Here is a 17,689-nt window from a genome sequence, read left to right as displayed (position 1 = left end):
ATGATGACTGTTCTCGCTGGAATGTCCGCCGCGATCCTGGCGCTCGCCCCGATCACCAATCCGATCGGCGGTCTCGCGGCGTTCGCAGGACTCACCGCCGACAGTGCTCCGGCTGCGGTGCGCTCGCAGGCGTGGAAGACAGGCATCTACGTGTTCGCTATCCTGACGGTGTTCGCGGTCAGTGGCTCGCTCATCATGCGTTTCTTCGGCTTCGACCTACCCTCGCTGCAGATCGCGGGTGGCTTGGTCGTCGCGCACTCGGGTTTCTCGATGCTGGAAAACAAGCGCCGTGCCACCCACGAGGAGGCTCAGCACGCGACCTCCAAGCCGGATGTGTCCTTCTCCCCCATGGCGCTCCCCCTCATCGCGGGGCCCGGCTCGATCGGCGTGGTCATCGCGCTGGCCGCCCGCAACACGGCCATCGGTTTTCATATCGGCATCGTCCTGGGAATCGCGGTAACAGCGGCCGTCATCGCGCTGCTACTGCGCTACGGCACGCCCTGGATCGACAAGCTGGGCGCCACCGGCGTCGGCGCGATCGTGCGCATCATGGGCTTCCTGATCCTCGTCATCGGCGTCGAGCTCATCATCCACGGGGTGCGCGCACTCCAGCTCTTCTAAGCGGAAGCCCGCCCCGGCCTCGTCGATGAGACGAAACCGGAGCGGGCAGCCACAGAAACGGGAGTGCTCAGGGGATGCGGTGCACCCACTCCTCGCGCGCGAACTTCGTCTCACAGCGCTTGCGCGCGACCTCGAGATCCGCCTCGGTGATGGTGCCGACGCTCGCGTTGTACTTCTCCTTGAAGTGATCGAAGAACACCTTCAGGATCTCTTCGCGGGGAAGCCCCGTCTGGGAGCGCATGGGGTCCACGCGCTTGACGGCGCTGCGGGTGCCCTTGTCGCGGATCTTCTCCATGCCGATGCGCAGGACCTCGTTCATCTTGATCGCGTCGATGTCGTAGGCCATGGTCACGTGGTGGACCATGTAGCCGTTCGCCCAACGCTTCTGCGCGGCACCGCCGATCTTGCCGAACTCGGAGGCGATGTCGTTGAGCGGCACGTACTTGGCTTTGATGCCCAGCTTTTCGAGGACCTCCATGACCCACTGATCCAGGTAGGGGTAAGCCTGTTCGAAGCTCATCCCCTCCACGAGGGCGGTGGGGATAACGAGCGAGTAGGTGATGCAGTTGCCGGGCTCCATGAACATGGCGCCGCCGCCGGTGACGCGCCGCGACACGGTGATGCCGTAACGGTCGACCCCGTCCTGCTGGATTTCGTTCTGGTAGGACTGGAAGGAGCCGATGACGACCTGCGGGCCGTTCCACTCCCACAGGCGCATGAACGGCTTGCGGCGCCCCGCGGCCACGTCCTCGACCAGGGTTTCGTCCATGGCGACGTTGATCATCGGGGCGACAACGGGGCCGTGGATGACGTCGAAGTCAATGTCGTCCCACGACAGGGCGGCGCCCAGTGCGCGGCGCACGGCGATGCCGACGGCCTCGGGGGTCACCCCCATGAGCGTGTCGCCTTCGTGGAGGGCGGCCTCCACGCGCGCGGCCAGATCCTTCGCACTCGACGAGGCCGGGGCCCCTTCGAGGGACGCGGTGATCCGGGTGAGCGCGTCGTCGGGGTCGAGGAAGAAGTCGCCGGACACGCTCACGCGCGCGAGGCGATCCTCCTCCACGTCGGTGTCGACGACGACGAGCTTTCCTCCGGGGACTTTGTACTCTCCATGCATGCCCACGATTGTAGGCGCTCCGCTCACGCCCAGTCGGGCAGGACGCGCACGCCGCCCTTGTCGGCGGATGCGGCGAGCATGCCGTAGACACGCAGCGCGTCGGAGACCTTGCGGGCACGAGGCTTGGAGGGCTTCCACGGCGCGGCGCCCTTTTCGGCGCGGCGGCGCTCGAGTTCCTCGTCGCTCACGTTCGCGCGCAGGACGCGGTTGTTGACGTCGATTTCGATCTCGTCGCCGGTGCGCACGAGACCGATCGCGCCGCCGGCCGCGGCCTCGGGCGAGATGTGACCGATGGAGATGCCCGACGTGCCGCCGGAGAAGCGGCCGTCGGTGATGAGGGCGCACTTCTTACCCAGGCCCAGGCCCTTGAGGTAGGAGGTCGGGTAGAGCATTTCCTGCATACCGGGGCCGCCCTTGGGGCCCTCGTACTGGATGACGACGACGTCGCCTTCCTTCACCTGCTTACTGAGGATGGCCTCGACGGCTTCCTCCTGGGATTCGACGACGAAGGCCTTGCCGACGAAGTGGAAGAGGGACTCGTCGATGCCGGCGGACTTGATGATCGCGCCGTTGGCTGCGATGTTGCCGTAGAGGACCGCCAGGCCGCCGTCCTTCGTGTAGGCGTGCTCGACGGAGCGGATGCAGCCGGCCTCAGAGTCGGTGTCGAGGGACTCGAAGAGGTTGGCGGTCGAGAAGGCCTGGGTAGTGCGCACGCCGCCGGGGGCCGCGAGGAAGCGGTGCTTGGCCTCGTCGGTGGCGCTCCCGCTGCGCACGTCCCACGCGCCCAGCCAGTCGGCGAGGTTGTCGGAGTGGACGGAGTGCACGTCGCGGTTGAGCAGGCCGGCGCGGTCGAGCTCGCCGAGCAGGGCGGGGATGCCGCCGGCGCGGTGGACGTGCTCGATGTAGTAGGTCGTGGAGTTGGGGGCCACCTTGCACAGGCAGGGCACGCGGCGCGAGATCGCGTCGATGTCGTCGAGCGTGAAGTCGACGCCGGCCTCGTTGGCGATGGCGAGGATGTGCAGGACGGTGTTGGTGGAGCCGCCCATGGCCACGTCCAGGCTCATGGCGTTCTCGAAGGCGGCCTTCGTGGCGATGGAGCGAGGCAGGACGGAGTCGTCCTCGTTGTCGTAGTAGGCGCGGCACATGTCGACGATGCGCGTGCCGGCCTCGGTGAAGAGCTTCTTGCGTTCGATCTGGGTGGCCAGGGTGGTGCCGTTACCGGGCAGGGCCAGGCCGATGGCCTCGTTGAGGCAGTTCATGGAGTTCGCGGTGAACATGCCGGCGCAGGAGCCGCAGGTGGGGCACGCGTTGGCTTCGATGCTGGCGAGCTGGTTGTCGCTGACGGAGTCGTCGACGGCCATGACCATGGCGTCGATGAGGTCGAGGCGGTGTTCGACGACGCCGTCGACGGCGGCGCCGGATTCCATGGGGCCGCCGGAGACGAAGATGGTGGGGATGTTCAGGCGCATGGCGGCCAGGAGCATGCCGGGGGTGATCTTGTCGCAGTTGGAGATGCACACGAGGGCGTCGGCGCGGTGCGCGTTGACCATGGTTTCGACGCAGTCGGCGATGAGGTCGCGGCTGGGCAGGGAGTAGAGCATGCCGTCGTGGCCCATGGCGATGCCGTCGTCGACGGCGATCGTGTTGAATTCCTTGGCGACGCCGCCGGCTGCTTCGATGGCTCCGGCGACGAGGTCGCCCATGTTCTTCAGGTGCACGTGGCCGGGGACGAACTGGGTGAAGGAGTTGGCGATGGCGATGATCGGCTTGCCGAAGTCGCCGTCCGTCATGCCGGTGGCGCGCCACAGGGCGCGAGCTCCGGCCATGTTGCGGCCTTGGGTGGATGTTGCCGAGCGCAGCGGGCGACTCATGATGTGCCTTTCTTTTGCCTTGTAATGACTCAACAGTAGGAGCGTGAGCGCCGCGTTTCCGTGCGGGTTTCGTCTCATGGACGAGGCCGGGGCTGGGTGGGGGCGGTTTTCGCGCGGTATTTCGGGGGCTGTGGTGAGCGGGTCACCGTGTCAGTGGGTGGACGCTTGTGGGCGTGATTGCAAGGAAAACGCAAGGGGTGCGTGCGTGAATTAGTGTCTGGCCAGATGAGTGGTTGATCGCATTGGTCACGCTTCGGACATTCGCCCTCGTTCTCGACGCGCGAAACGTAGGCTGAGGGCACAGTGAAGAGAAAGGACTGCGATGACCATTCGCACCACTCATGTTGGTTCCCTGCCCCGTACCCCCGAACTGCTCAAGGCGAACGCCGCGCACCGCGAGGGTTCCCTGAGCGACGCTGATTTCACCTCTGTGCTGCAGGCTGAGGTTGATGGCGTTGTGAAGCGTCAGGCCGAGATTGGCCTGGATATCGTCAACGATGGCGAGTACGGCCACGCGATGCTCGACACGGTTGATTACGGTGCGTGGTGGACGTATTCCTTCTCGCGTTTCGGCGGGCTGTCGTTTGAGAACTCGGGTGGCTTTGAGCTGCGTCCCCCGGCTGGCCGCGATGGCCGCCTGGCTTTCTCGTCGTTTGCTGAGCGCCGCGACTGGCAGCGTTTCGCGGACGCGTACGGTGACCCGGAGTCGGGTATTCAGATCGTGAGCGACAACAAGGTCGTGTTCCCGGCGATCGTGGACGAGCTGACCTACATCGGTGCCGAGGCCGTGGAGCGCGATATCGCGGGCGTGAAGCACGCGCTGGAGGCTGTGGGCAAGCCCGTGTCGGATGGTTTCGTGGCAGCGATTTCGCCGGGTTCGGCGGCTCGCGTGGGCAACGCGTTCTACGAGGATGACGAGGCCGTGGTGTGGGCGTGCGCGGATGTGCTGCGCGAGGAGTACAAGCGCATTACGGACGCGGGCCTGACGGTGCAGATTGACGCGCCGGATATCGCGGAGGGCTGGGATCAGATGAACCCGGAGCCGTCCGTCGAGGATTACCGCGCGTTCTCTCGCGTGCGTATCGACGCGCTGAACCACGCGCTGGAGGGCATTGACCCGTCTCTGGTGCGTTTCCACGTGTGCTGGGGTTCGTGGCACGGCCCGCACACGACGGATATCCCGTTCAAGGACATCGTGGATCTGGCCCTGCTGGTCAACGCGAACGGACTGACGTTCGAGGCGGCGAATGCTCGCCACGCGCACGAGTGGACGATCTGGCGCGACATCGAACTGCCCGAGGGCAAGTACCTGATCCCGGGTGTCGTGTCGCACTCGACGAACGTTGTGGAGCACCCGGAGCTGGTGGCTCAGCGTATCCGCCAGTTCGCGGACATTGTGGGCGACGAGCGCGTTGTGGCGTCGACGGACTGTGGCCTGGGCGGCCGCATCTACCCGTCGATCGCGTGGGCGAAGCTGGAGGCGCTGGCCGAGGGCGCTCGTCTCGCATCGAAGTGATCGCCTGATTGCTGCCTGGGGCGCGCGGGGTGGATGAGGATCCACCCCGCGCGCTTTTCCCAGGGTTTTCTCAGCCAAAGCTCCTTGTTTTTTGAGTTTGGCGTCACACAATGGATTGTGTGTTGCAGCCCCCGCTTCCGGGTCGGCCTGCTGCGGTGGGGATCGCACGCCGCGTCGGGTTCCGGGATTGGGGGCTGCGGCGCGTCCGCGAGCGCCAGCTGTTCGCTTTCTTCAAGGGCCGATAGGTATCCGCGCGTGATCGCGACTACAATTGGCGTATGAACATCCTCGTGATTCAAAACGACCCGATCGTTCCGGTGGGTCAGTTGTCCGCCTTCCTCGGCGGTCACGAGGTGGTGCGCACCTGGGAGGACCCGCAGCGCCTCCAGGACCTGGCGGCCGCTCCCCTGCCGGGCGCCCTCATCCTGCTGGGTGGCCGCGCCAACGCCTACGACGACGAGGCATGGCCGTGGCTGGAAGCCGAACGCGAGCTGCTGCGCCGCTGCGTGCGCGCCAACATCCGGGTGCTCGGCATCTGCCTGGGTGCCCAGCTGATCGCCGCGACCTTCGGCGGGCGCGTCAGCGTCGCCGACCCAGCGGGCCCCGAATACGGCGTTATTCCCCTGACGTGGGGCACGAACGACCAGGCGGGCGGCGGCGGAGCCGTCCCCCTGCGCATGGCCCTGGCCTCGACCCACACGGTGTTCGCCGACCACGGCGACGCCATCGTGGAACTCCCCCACGGAGCGCGCGAGTGGGCACGCTCGGACAAGTACACGCAGATCTTCTCCTTCGGCACCGCCCTAGGCGTCCAGTTCCACCCCGAGGTCACGCGCGAGACAGCGACCGTGTGGGCAGTGAACAACGAGGACGTCGACACCGAGGACATCGTCGCCGGCTACAACGCCCACGAGGGCGAGCTGGCCTCCACCTGCAAGACGCTCGCCGACTGGGTCTCCGGCGTCTTCTAAGGCGCAAACAGAATCGCAGTGCGGGCACCCCCACGCGGTACCCACACTGCGATTGACAATCGGGCCTCGTCGCAGCGAGCGGAGATGAGGCCCTGCTCCTTATTTTAGAGGAAAACTGCGCGCCTACAAGGCTTTTCCAGGAACCAAGACCACCACGTGGGACGACTTGACAACGCTCCCATTCACGGCCTCGTCACGGCGCGCGACGCACCCCGGTCAGGGGGCCGCGACCTGCACAAACGAGCCGGTGCCGTACGCCCACGCGCGGCGCTCGGCGGCTGAGATGAACACAGCCTGGCCACGCGCCAGCTCCACGCTGTCCCCGCCCTGCTCCTCGCTCACGTGCAGGGTGACCGACCCGGAGGTCGCGATGACGATGCGCGGGCCTTCCCCAGGCACGGCGACCTCGTCCACGCGGGACGTGTGCTTGCCGGGCGCGAGCGTCGTCACCGATAGCTCGAACTCCTGGGCGGGTGCCAGGAAGCGGTCCGTCGTCGCCGAGGGATGCTCGGGTGCCACGCGCACGGGCGGCAGCGCCGAGAACTCGGTGATTTCCACGAGCTGGGCGGAGTCCACGTACTTGCCGGTGAGGCCCGCGCGCACGACGTTGTCGGAGGACGCCATGACCTCGATGCCTAGGCCCGACTGGTAGGCGTGGATCTGGCGCGGCGGAATGTAGACGGCCTCGCCCGGGCGCAGGGACACCGGGTTCATGAGGAAGGCGACGATGATGCCCGGATCGCCCGGGTGTTTCTCCCCCAGGACACTCACGAGCTCGTCCGTACGCGGCGAGGGGGACGTGCCCGACGCGAGGCGGGAGCGGCACGCGGCCACGAACTCTTCGACACGCTCCGGGGTCGCCGGGGAGTCCTCGTCGAAGAGCCACGTGGCCAGGGAGCGCAGGCCTCCGCGCACGGTGGACAGCTTGAGCCTGTGACGCAGGCGGTCGGCGAGCTCACCCTCCAGTCCGACGAGGAGCTGGCGGGCCTTGCGCGGCACGCGGAAGCCGACGAGCGCACTGAACTCGGTGAGCGCGTAGATCATCTCGGGCTTGTGGTTCATGTCCCGGTAGACGCGGCGCGTGTCCGTGCGCTCGATGCCCAGGACCTCCTCGCGCAGATAGCCTTCGCGCGCGATCTCCTTCGTCGGATGCACCTGCAGGCTCAGGGTCTGCGCGGGGGCGATGATCTTCGCCAGGTACGGCAGGGTCGGCCCAAACGCGTAGAGCAGGCCACCGCCGAGCGCTCGCTTGGGGTCCTCGCCGATGTGCTCGGCGAGGGTCTGCCCGCCCGTCAGCAGCGTCGGTCCGTCCGGGTGGGCGCCGAACCACACCTCGGACACCGGGTCGTCCCCGGCGGCGGCCCCCAGGAACTCGGGGATCGCGTTCGTGGAGCCCCACGCGTCAGCTTTCGTCCAGCCGATCAGTCTTTCCATAGGTTGAATCCTATCGGTATCGGGCGCGTCAACACGCGAGGGACGAGGCCGTGGCCCCATCCCCCGCGCGCTCGCGCCTGTCAGGCGCTGGGTTGATCGGTGGTTTCGCGCGCCTCGAGGGCGGCGAGCGCACCTCCGCGCGCGTGCAGCTCGGCGTAGGTGCCGGTCTCCACGACGCGGCCCGCGTCCATGACGATGATCTGGTCGGCATCGCGCACGGCGCTGATGCGGTGGGCAATCTCGACGATGGTACGCCCCTTCGCGACGCGGGCGATGCCCTCGCGCACGCGCGCCTCGGTGGCCGGGTCGACCTGGCTCGTGGCCTCGTCAAACACGTAGATCGGGGCGTCTCGCAGGAGCGCGCGGGCCAGGGCCAGGCGCTGACGCTGGCCGCCCGAGAGGCGCTCGCCCATGTCACCGACCGCCGTGTCCAGGCCGTCCTTTTCCGTGGCCAGCCAGTCGGTGAGGTCCACGGCCTCCAGCGCGCGCTCCAGGTCCTCCTCGCTCGCCTGCGGTGCGGCGAGCAGCAGATTGGCGCGCAGCGTGTCGTTGAACAGGTAGGGGCGCTGGGGCGCAGAGGCGACTGTCGCGCGCAGGTCGCGCAGGGACACCGCGGCCACGTTCGTGCCGCCGATCGTGACGGTGCCCGAGGCCGGGTCCCACGTGCGGGTCAGCAGCGAGGCCAGCGTCGACTTGCCCGAGCCGGAGGCACCCACGATGGCGGTGCGCTTGCCGGCGGAGATGTGGATGCTCACGCCGTCCAGGACCGTGGGGGCGGGCGCGGGCGCGTCCGTCAGGTAGGAGAAGGTCACGTCGGTGAACTCAATGTCGCCCGGGGTCAGGGCCTTGGGGTCGGTCGGGTCGGCGACGGCGGGCGCACGGTCCGTGATCGCAAAGACGCGGGCGGCCGACGCGAAGGCCTGATCCAGGTCCGCGGCGAACTCCTCGACCGCAAGGACCGGTCCGAAGGATCCCATCGCGATACCGAGGGCGAGGCCCGCCTGGGGCAGCGTCAGCGTGTCGGCAAGCACGTTCGAGCCCGCGACCATGGCGACCGTGACGATGCCGAGGGCGACGGCTGCCTGGTTGAGGCCTCGCCGCAGCGCGATCCAGCGGCCCTGAGTGCCCAGACCCGAGGAGATGCGCTTTTCGATGGCGCTCATCTCGGCCTCGCGGCGTTCCTCGGCCCCAAAGGCGAGGACCTCACGCACGCCCTGCACCGAGTCGGTCACGTGGGCGGCAATCGCACCCCGGGCCTCGCGCAGCTCACGCGCCGCACGCGCGGTCGAGCCGGAACCCAGGAAGGGAATGACCGCGCCGACGATCAAGAGGAAGGGTGCCAACACGGCGGCCAGCGTCCAGGACACCGCGCTACCCATCCACACGATAGACAGGATCGGAACGATGACGGCCGTCGTGACGGGGGCGAGCGTGTGGGCGAAGAAGACCTCGACGCGGTCGATATCCTTCGTCACGCGGTTCATGATGTCGCCCGAATCCAGGCGATCCGTGCCCGCGGGAGCCTGGGGCTCGAGCTGGTCGTAGAAGTAGTTGCGCAGCATCGCCAGGGAGTGGAAGGCCACGAAGTGACCGGCGAACTGCTCGAGGTAGCGGGCCAAGCCCTTGAGGAGGCTCAGGCCGATGGCGCAGCAGATGATCAGCGCGATGCTCCAGGCGCTCTCCCCCGACGCCAGGCCGGCGACAGCCCAGCCGCCCAGGGCGAACAGGGCGATGCCAATGATGAGGAAGACGATGCGGGCGGCGATGGAGGCCGCGAGGGGCGGCAGGACGCGCCGCGTGATCGACAGGAGTCGAAGAGACAGTTGCCTGCGGGTCATCGGATCGTTCCTTCCTGCAGGGTCGCGACGCGGTCGGCGCCCTTGATGGTGGCGTCTCGGTGGGAGATCGTCAGGGTCGTGCGCCCGGCACACACGGTCTCCAGCGACGCGAGGATCTCGCGCTCGGAGGCCAGGTCGACGTGGGCGGTGGGCTCGTCCAGGATCATGATCGACGCGTTCTTCAGGAAGGCGCGGGCGATCGCGATGCGCTGGGCCTCGCCGCCGGACACGGCCAGACCTCGGGCACCCACGCGAGCATCCAGGCCGCCGGGTAGCGTGTCAACAAACTCCCCCAGGTGCGCGGCGCGCAGGGCCTCGATCAGCTGGTCGTCCGTGGCCGCGGGAGAGGCCAGGAGCAGGTTGTCGCGCAGCGTGCCAGAGAACAGGTAGGTGCTCTGCTCGACGACCGCGGTCTGGGCGCGCACCCACGACAGGGGCGCGGTCGCCAGGTCGACACCGTTGAGGCTCACGCGGCCTCGCGTCGGACGCAGGAAGCCCTGCAGCAGCGCCGAGATTGTGGACTTTCCGGCGCCCGAGGGGCCAGCGAGCGCGACGTGCTCTCCCTGGGTGAGGGTCAGGTTCGCACCCTGCAGAACCGGCGTGTCCTTGGTGTAGGAGAAGGACACACCACTGAGGCGGATCTCGCCGCGCTGGGGCGGGATGGCCGGGGCCTTAACACCCTTGGCGTCCACGACCGGCGGGGTCTGCTTGATGAACTTCTTGATCTCCTTGTTGGCCGCGATGCCGCCCATGCCGATGTAGAAGAACTGGCCGATGCGGTCCAGCGGGTCGAGCATGATCGAGGAGAGCAGCACGAGGGAAATGCCCTCGCCGACGCTGATCGCACCCTGCTTGTAACGGATGAGGGCCAGCGCGATCGCGCCGGTGATCATGCCGAGGGAGAAGACGGAGTCGATGACGAGGAGGATCAGCTGGTTGCCAGCCAGGTAGCTCATGACCTTCGAGCGGACCTCTTCGGCGGCCTCGGCCAGGCGCTTGCCCATATCCTTGCCCGCGTTCATAAGCGCCAGGTCGCCCAGTCCCTGGATGGCGTCGAGCTCCTTGGCGGCGAGCTGGCGCGAGGCGTGGCGATAGCGCGAGGACACCGGCTTGAAGGCCTTGCGGAAGCCCATGACGCAGATCGGGACCAGCGGGATCGCGATCGCGAGGAATCCGCCCGCGGCCGGGTCGATCGTCAGGGCGACGACGATGACGACGAGGATCGGGGTCGTCAGCGACGCGATCATGGGGGCCAGGAAGATGCCCTTGTAGGCGGCGACGCGCTCGACGCCGTCGGTGGCGGAGTTGACGACGCGCCCCGCACGCTCGTTGGTGCGCTGCGAGGGCCCCAGGGCGAAGACCTGTCGGATCATCGAATGGCGCAGCGCGGGTTCCATCTGGTTCATCTGGGCAGCTCCCAGGGCGCTGACCGCCCACGCGAACACGCCCGATCCCAGGGCCCCCAGCACGCTGATCCACCACGTCGACCAGGCGTTGTGTCCCGCAATATCATCGATGCCCCAGCCGATCGCCAGGTAGGCGGCGGCCAGGCACAGAGCCGCTGCCCACGAGCAGACGACCACGATCGCGCGTTTCATTGTTCTCCTATCAACATGACGCACACGAGTACACAACCAAGGATACCCTTAGTTAGGTTCTGACACCAGTGTCACTTTGGACCGTTTGCGGCGCGTAGTGACGCCCTGGTGAGCCATGTTCAGCCGGCGAGGGCGACTCCGCAATAGGCGATGGTGGCGACGAGGAGGGTGGAGAGCGCGGCCAGGGCGAAGGGCTTGAGGCCCACCTTGATGAGGTTCCGAATCTTGACGCCGCAGCCGAGTCCGAACATCGCTGCAGCCAGCAACCCTGTCTGCAGCAGCCCGCCGGTCGTCAGCACGAAGTCCGGCAGAGGGATAAAGGAACGCAGGAGCACCATGGCGATGAACCCGATGATGAACAGCGGGACGATGGGCGGCAGCTTCGAACTCGACCTCTGTTGACTGGGTTCGCCTGCCGTACGGCTGAGACGGCGCTCCCGGATGCTGAGGATGGCCACGACCGGGGCGAGCAGCAGCACTCGGGCGAGTTTGACGATGACCGCGACCGTGAGCGCTCCGCCGCCGATGATGCCTCCGGCCGCGACGACTTGCGCGATTTCATGGATGGAACCCCCGGCCCACATCCCGGCCGTCTCGGAGCCCAGGCCAAGCAGGTTCGCGAGCAGTGGGACGAGGGCAATCATCAGCGTTCCGAAGATCACCACGAGGGCGACCGCGGTGATGGTGTCTTCCTCGGCCTCGTCGTCCGGGTCGGTGACCCCTGCCGCGCCCGCCACGGCTGCCGCGCCGCAGATGGAGAATCCGCAGGCAATGAGCAGCGAGAGCCCGGATGGAACCCGCAGCAGCCTCCCCAGGAGAACGGTGCCGAGCAGACCGCCGGCGACAATGCACACGACGACGACCAGCATTGGGGCTCCGAGGTCGAGGATGTCGGTCAGTACCAGCTGGAGTCCGAGGAAGACGATGCCGGCGCGCAGGAGCTTTTTCGCGGAGAAGTCGATGCCGTCGGAGGCCGCTGCTGGCAGCCGGACGACGTTGGCCAGGAGTACGCCAAGCACGATCGCGATAATGAGCGGGCTGACTCCCGGCAGCAGCAGGCTGACCCCGTACGATGCTCCGGCCGCGGCCAGGCAGAGGACAAGCCCGGGCAGGAGCGCGCGGACTCGGGCAAGCAGCGTGTGTTCCGGTCGGGCAGTCGCAATGTTCTGTGTCTGTGTCATGCATCCATTGTTTCCTGGGACTCGCTTGCGCGAGTAGAGGCAGATACGGTCCGCTATACAAGTTATGCTTGTGGCTGGGAGGCGGAAGATGCACTACGAGCCGGACTTGGAGGCACTGCGAGTCTTGGCGCTCGTCGCGAAGGAAGGCAGCATGTCGGCGGCAAGCGCGCAGTTGGGCGTGAGTCAGCAGGCGATATCTCTGCGCATCCGGAACCTGGAAAAAGATCTGCGCATGCGACTGCTGGTGCGTTCCGCACGGGGCTCCCGACTGACTCCGACAGGCGAGCTGGTTGTTGGCTGGGGAACAACGCTGCTGACAGCGGCCGACGAGTTCTCGGATGCTGTCAACTCGCTCCGCACGGATCGCGGGAAGATGATGCGCATCGCCGCGAGCCTCACGATCGCAGAACACCTCCTACCGGATTGGATCGCCCGGTGGCGCATCTCTCACGGCAATGACGGCCCGGTCGTTCAACTCACAGCCGCCAACAGCAGCACGGTCGTCGAGGCCATACGCGAGGGAACCGCAGACCTCGGGCTCGTCGAGACCCCTGTCATTCCCGCCGGCCTCCGGTCGGTCACCGTCGCTTACGACACCATCGAAGTCGTTGTGCAGCACGGTCACCGATGGGCGAAGACCCGCCGGGTGTCCGTCCGTGAACTGGCGGGCACTGGGTTGGTGCTCCGCGAGACCGGCAGCGGCACCCGACAAGCGCTCGAGGACGCCCTCACCGAGGCGGGCTTTCCCCTCGCAGCCGAGCCCGCAGCCGTGCTGACGACCACGCTCGGCGTTCGCAGCGCGATTATGGCCGGCATAGCCCCCGGCGCGTTGAGCTCCCTCGCCGTGTCCGAGGACGCCCGCGCCGGCCGACTCGTGCGAGTTCGGATCAACAATCTCCAGATCACCCGCCCGCTCACCGCCATCTGGGCCGGGACGACTCCGCCCCCTCACATACGGGACTTCCTGGACGTCATCGCGCGAACTGACCGGTAACGACCAATTTTGCATCGCGACCACATAAAGAAGCCACGGCCTCGTATCAATCGACGAGGCCGTGGCTCCCTCAAGCGATCGCGCTCAGACCAGGCGGTACGTCCAGCCGTAGGGATCCTCGGCGCGGCCCCACTGGATGTCGGTGAGACGCTTGTGGATCTCGCGGGTCCTGTCCCCCACCTCGATCTCCACATCGAAGTCGTCGCCAGCCAGGCGCGTGATCGGGGTGACCACGGCGGCAGTGCCGCACGCGAAGACCTCGGCGACCGCGCCCGAGCGGATGCCGTCCACGACCTCGGACAGGGCGATCTTCTCCTCGCGAACGTCCACGCCCTGGTCGCGCAGCATGCGCAGAATCGCGCTGCGCGTGCCGCCCTCGAGGATGACGCCGGTGAGCTCGGGGGTGCGGATGGTTCCATCAGCCATGACGACGAACATGTTCATGCCGCCCAGCTCCTCGAGGTACTTGCCCTCGTAGGTGTCCAGGAAGCAGACCTGGGAGAAGCCCTTGGCCTCGGCCTGGATCTGGGGCAGCAGGGAGGCCGCATAGTTGCCGCCCGCCTTGGCACTGCCGGTGCCGCCGGGGCCGGCGCGATGATACTCGCGCTCCACCCAGATGGCCACGCCCGACAGGCCGCCCTTGAAGTAGGGACCCGACGGAGAGCCGATGACGTAGTAGTCGACGACGCCGGCGGGGTGGACGCCCACGAACTCCTCGGAGGCGAACATGAAGGGACGCAGGTAGAGCGACGAACCATCGACATCGGGAACCCACTTGACGTCCGCGCGCACATAGTCCACGAGGGAGGCCACAAAGTCCTCGCGGCTCAACTCAGGCAGGGCCAGGCGGCGGGCCGAATGGTTCAGGCGCGCGGCGTTGTAGCCGGGACGGAAGGTCCACACGGAGCCGTCCTCGCGCTTGTAGGCCTTGATGCCCTCGAACACGGACTGGCAATAGTGGAAGACGGAGGCTCCGGGGGTCAGCTCGAGCGGGCCGTAGGGGATGACGCCGCGGTCATCCCAGCCGCCTTCGCGGGTCCAGCGCATGTGGGCCATGTGATCCGTGAACTTCTTGCCGAAGGCCAGGGTCGACATGATCTCGTTGTACTCTTCCGGCGTCGCCGGGTGAGCGTTGGGGGTCAGGGGGAAACGACCGGCCAGCTCGTCGGCGGCGGGAAGTACCAGGTCGCCGGCAGCCTCAAGTTCCGTGGGGGTGTGCTGCGTCGATGCCATGAGGTCTCCTGTCGTGGTTTTTCACAAATATGAGGCCAGAATATGCCCGCCGTCCGTATTGTGGCCGATTGATTTCGGCATGTGACCCACTCCCCCGCCCCCTGTGGACGTTCTCACCCCGTCACACCTCACCCATCGCAGTCCCGATTCCTGCGACCTGTCACCGCATACACCGGCCCGAAAGGATACGATCAACGCATGACGACTCTGCCTGACGCCCTTGCCTCCGCCCTACCCTCCCGCGAGCGCCGCTCCCCCGGCCTGGAGCTCGAGGACGGGCGCTGGATGGTGGCCGCGAAGTCGGGCCTGTACGTGTTCAGTGCCGAGGCCTCGTCCGGCGAGGGGGAGCCTACCCCCGAGGTGTTTCCCTGGTACGACGTGGCGCGTGCGCGCTGGGAGGCCGAGGGCTCGCTTTTCGCCCTGGAGTGGGTGGATCCGGCCCGCCCGGCCCTGGCGGGGCGCGGGAAGGGTGATCCGGAGGACTTCATGCGTCATACGAGCGAGTTCGTGAACCACTCGATCGTCCTGCACTCTCAGGTGGAGGTCGGCAACGGGACGACGGTGACGGCGTGGGTCCGCCGCGGCGAGGACGGACTCTTCTCGGTGCTGACGGCCGACGGGCCGCTGGACGCTGACGGGCAGCGCGAGGCGGACGCCCTGGAGGCCCGCGTGCGCGACGCGGTCGGTCTCGACTGAAACGAGGCCGGGGCTCCCCCTCGGGGCACGCTCCCCCTCGCCAACGTGTCCTGCGACGACAACGGGACCCATCCTCACCGGATGGGTCCCGCTTCCGTATCCAGGCGAACGCCCAGAATCAGTGGATGACGTCGACACGCTCGAAGGCGTCGAGGGAGAAGCCCTGCTCGAGGATCGCGCGGCTCCACTCGCGGGCGCTGAAGAGCGAGTGGTCGCGGTAGTTGCCGCACGAGTACGCGTCGGTGCCGGGCACGTCCTCCCAGGTGACGTCCTCGGCAATCGCGTGCAGGGAGGAGGCCAGCGCCTGCGTCACCTCACGCACCGAGGGGGTGCCCCACATGATCAGGTGGAAGCCCGTGCGGCAGCCGAACGGCGAGCAGTCGATGACGCCATCGATGCGGTCGCGCAGCAGGGAGGCGAGCAGGTGCTCGATCGTGTGCAGGCCCGAGGTCGGGATCTCCCCGGCGTTGGGCTGGAGGAGGCGCACGTCAAAGTTCGAAATCTGGTCGCCCTTCGGGCCGGCCTCCACGTTAATGAGGCGCACGTAGGGTGCCTTCACTGCGGTGTGGTCCAGGGTAAAGCTCTCAACTTCAGCCATCGGTTAGTCCCTTTCGGTGTAGTTTTGCCGGCGTTGCTCCAGGCGCATGAGCTCCCGGAAGGTCTCGGAGTACGTGGGGTCGTCCTCGCTCAAGCGCGACAGGGCAGCGCGGGCCTCGCCGAGCTTGCGAGTCAGGTCCATGCGCACCATCGCGGCCACCACGCCGCGGCAGTACGAGCGCACGTCGGCCTCGCCCGCGACGGGCAGGGGCGCGACGGCCAGCTGGGTGACGGCGGGGCCAATGAACTCGCCGGCAGTCTCCAGGACCACCTGGACGAAGTGGCGCGAGGCCGCAAGCGTGGCGTTCTCGCCCGGGCCGAAGTGGGCCTCGGCCTGGCGCATCATCTGCGTGAAGGCGTCGAGGCCTCCGACCGCGCGGATCGCGTCGTGGACGGCACGGTGCGTGGGCACCGTGAAGGACTGCCCGTCAAGCTCCTCGAAGCCAGAGCCCACGGCGTACAGCGGGTGCTGGAGGACGGCCTCGAGAGCCTGGCGTTCGATGCGGCTCACCGGGTCCTCGGGGCCTCGGCGCTCGGGGGTGGTGGGGCCGGGGCGGCCCGCGCCCGCCATCTCGATCTCGCCCGGGCGCGCCTCGTGCGAGATGACCTCGACGCGGCCGGCCGCGCGGATCGCCTGCTCGACCGTGGGGATATCCATGCCGAGCCACCCGGCCAACTGGCGCGTGTACTCGGCTCGCAGGGCGCGATCCTTGATGTGCGCGACGATGCCGGCCGAGGCGCGCAGGCCCTGCACGCGGCCCTCGGCGCTGCGCAGGTCCATCTGAGACAGGACCGAGCGGATCGCGAACTCAAAGAGCGGGATACGCGAGTTCACCAGGTCGACGATCGCCTGATCACCCTGGGATAGACGCAGGTCGCAGGGGTCCTGGCCGCCCGGCGCCACCGCAACAAAAGTCTGGGCCGCGAAGTTCTGGTCCTCGCCGTAGGCACGCAGCGCGGCCTTCTGCCCGGCGCTGTCGCCGTCAAAGGTGAAGATGACCTCCGAGCCGTGCGCGCGCCCCGTGGACAGCAGCACGCCGGCGGCCGGATCCGCGTGGTCGCCCAGCAGGCGACGAATGATCTTGACGTGTTCAGAGCCAAAGGCGGTGCCACACGTGGCCACGGCGTTCGTCACGCCCGCGACGTGCGCGGCCATAACGTCCGTGTATCCCTCGACGATGACGACCTTGTGCTCCGTCGCAATCGTCTTCTTCGCCAGGTCCAGGCCGTACAGGAGCTGCGACTTCTTGTAGATCGGCGTCTCGGGGGTGTTGAGGTACTTGGGCGACTCCTTGTCGCTGTCGTCCAGGCGACGCGCGCCGAAACCCACCGTCGCGCCCGTGATGTCGCGGATCGGCCACACGAGGCGCCCACGGAAACGGTCGTACACGCCGCGATTACCCTGCGAACCCAGGCCCGAAATCTGGATCTCCTGGTCCGTGAAGCCCTTGGAGCGCAGGTGACGCGTCAGGGAATCCCACGATGCCGGGGCGTAGCCGACCCCGAAATGCGCGCACATCGCCTGGGTAAAGCCGCGCTCGGCGAGGAACGTGCGGCCCTTATGCGCCTCGGGGGAAGCCAGCTGCTGCTGGTAGAACTCTTCGGCGACGCGGTGGGCGTCCAGGAGGCGCTGACGCTTGCCCGGCTCCTCGGTGCGCACGCGCGCCCCGCCCTCTTCGTAGTGGAGGGTGATCCCGGCCTTCGCCGCCAGCATCTCGACCGCCTCAGTGAAAGGCAGGTGGTCGATCTTTTGCACGAAAGAGATGACGTCGCCGCTCTCACCGCATCCGAAGCAGTGGAACATGCCCAGGTGAGGGCGCACGTTGAAGGAGGGAGTGCGCTCGTCGTGGAAGGGACACAGGCCCTTGAGGGAGCCGATGCCCGCGGGTCGCAGCGCTACGTGTTCGCCGATGATCTCGTCGATCTTCACTGCGTTACGTACCGCTTCGATGTCGTCCTTACGAATCAGACCCGCCATGATCTCAGTCTACCGATGCCCGCCCACGTCTGCGTCCGATCATG

The 17,689-nt window shown here is 67.4% G+C and carries 14 protein-coding genes; 5 read left to right on the top strand and 9 right to left on the bottom strand.

Annotated elements, in window-relative coordinates:
* On the top strand, positions 1 to 621 hold the full coding sequence (locus FBF35_RS03685) for a MarC family protein (protein WP_060566772.1): 621 nt from the start codon (positions 1 to 3) through the stop codon (positions 619 to 621).
* A 67-nt stretch (positions 622 to 688) separates the two neighbouring features.
* Here FBF35_RS03685 and FBF35_RS03680 read toward each other — a convergent pair whose 3' ends face one another.
* Complete coding sequence (locus tag FBF35_RS03680; protein ID WP_060566770.1) at positions 689 to 1,738, bottom strand: biotin/lipoate A/B protein ligase family protein; 1,050 nt, start codon at positions 1,736 to 1,738, stop codon at positions 689 to 691.
* 23 nt (positions 1,739 to 1,761) lie between these two features.
* Positions 1,762 to 3,609 carry a dihydroxy-acid dehydratase gene (gene ilvD / locus FBF35_RS03675; protein ID WP_082632871.1) on the bottom strand — a complete coding sequence of 616 codons (1,848 nt, stop codon included), beginning with the start codon at positions 3,607 to 3,609 and terminating at the stop codon, positions 1,762 to 1,764.
* Positions 3,610 to 3,931: 322 nt separating this feature from the next.
* On the opposite strand from ilvD, the gene FBF35_RS03670 reads away from it, so the two are divergent.
* Both FBF35_RS03670 and FBF35_RS03665 read left to right on the top strand, forming a co-directional pair.
* Positions 3,932 to 5,125: a cobalamin-independent methionine synthase II family protein gene (locus FBF35_RS03670; protein WP_060566766.1), complete on the top strand. Its 1,194-nt coding sequence runs from the start codon at positions 3,932 to 3,934 to the stop codon at positions 5,123 to 5,125.
* A gap of 278 nt (positions 5,126 to 5,403) precedes the next feature.
* Positions 5,404 to 6,096: a type 1 glutamine amidotransferase gene (locus FBF35_RS03665; protein ID WP_060566764.1), complete on the top strand. Its 693-nt coding sequence runs from the start codon at positions 5,404 to 5,406 to the stop codon at positions 6,094 to 6,096.
* 216 nt (positions 6,097 to 6,312) lie between these two features.
* On the opposite strand, the gene manA is transcribed toward FBF35_RS03665, so the two are convergent.
* The 4 genes from manA to FBF35_RS03645 form a co-directional block, all read right to left on the bottom strand.
* Complete coding sequence (gene manA, locus FBF35_RS03660; protein ID WP_060566762.1) at positions 6,313 to 7,530, bottom strand: mannose-6-phosphate isomerase, class I; 1,218 nt, start codon at positions 7,528 to 7,530, stop codon at positions 6,313 to 6,315.
* An 80-nt stretch (positions 7,531 to 7,610) separates the two neighbouring features.
* Positions 7,611 to 9,368, bottom strand: coding sequence for a thiol reductant ABC exporter subunit CydC (gene cydC / locus FBF35_RS03655; RefSeq protein ID WP_060566760.1), 1,758 nt, complete (start codon positions 9,366 to 9,368; stop codon positions 7,611 to 7,613).
* Entirely contained in the window at positions 9,365 to 10,966 is a 1,602-nt protein-coding gene (locus FBF35_RS03650; RefSeq protein WP_060566758.1) for an ABC transporter ATP-binding protein/permease, read from the bottom strand. The genes cydC and FBF35_RS03650 overlap by 4 nt, the downstream gene beginning before the upstream one ends.
* Positions 10,967 to 11,085: 119 nt before the next feature.
* Positions 11,086 to 12,147 (bottom strand): YeiH family protein, encoded by a 1,062-nt coding sequence (locus FBF35_RS03645; protein ID WP_060566756.1) that lies wholly within the window; start codon positions 12,145 to 12,147, stop codon positions 11,086 to 11,088.
* A gap of 88 nt (positions 12,148 to 12,235) precedes the next feature.
* On the opposite strand from FBF35_RS03645, the gene FBF35_RS03640 reads away from it, so the two are divergent.
* On the top strand, positions 12,236 to 13,141 hold the full coding sequence (locus FBF35_RS03640) for a LysR family transcriptional regulator (RefSeq protein ID WP_060566754.1): 906 nt from the start codon (positions 12,236 to 12,238) through the stop codon (positions 13,139 to 13,141).
* An 84-nt stretch (positions 13,142 to 13,225) separates the two neighbouring features.
* On the opposite strand, the gene FBF35_RS03635 is transcribed toward FBF35_RS03640, so the two are convergent.
* Complete coding sequence (locus FBF35_RS03635; RefSeq protein WP_060566752.1) at positions 13,226 to 14,374, bottom strand: branched-chain amino acid aminotransferase; 1,149 nt, start codon at positions 14,372 to 14,374, stop codon at positions 13,226 to 13,228.
* 198 nt (positions 14,375 to 14,572) lie between these two features.
* Here FBF35_RS03635 and FBF35_RS03630 point away from each other — a divergent pair, with 198 nt between their 5' ends.
* Positions 14,573 to 15,070: a hypothetical protein gene (locus FBF35_RS03630; protein ID WP_060566750.1), complete on the top strand. Its 498-nt coding sequence runs from the start codon at positions 14,573 to 14,575 to the stop codon at positions 15,068 to 15,070.
* 118 nt (positions 15,071 to 15,188) lie between these two features.
* On the opposite strand, the gene FBF35_RS03625 is transcribed toward FBF35_RS03630, so the two are convergent.
* Both FBF35_RS03625 and dnaG read right to left on the bottom strand, forming a co-directional pair.
* Complete coding sequence (locus FBF35_RS03625) at positions 15,189 to 15,668, bottom strand: S-ribosylhomocysteine lyase (RefSeq protein ID WP_060566748.1); 480 nt, start codon at positions 15,666 to 15,668, stop codon at positions 15,189 to 15,191.
* 3 nt (positions 15,669 to 15,671) lie between these two features.
* Entirely contained in the window at positions 15,672 to 17,645 is a 1,974-nt protein-coding gene (gene dnaG, locus FBF35_RS03620; RefSeq protein ID WP_060566747.1) for a DNA primase, read from the bottom strand.
* Positions 17,646 to 17,689 lie beyond the last annotated feature (44 nt).

It is taken from the genome of Schaalia odontolytica, from assembly GCF_005696695.1.
Lineage (GTDB): Bacteria > Actinomycetota > Actinomycetes > Actinomycetales > Actinomycetaceae > Pauljensenia > Pauljensenia odontolytica_C.
The sequence above is the reverse complement of the archived record's forward strand: the minus strand, read 5'-3'. Positions and strand labels throughout refer to the sequence as shown.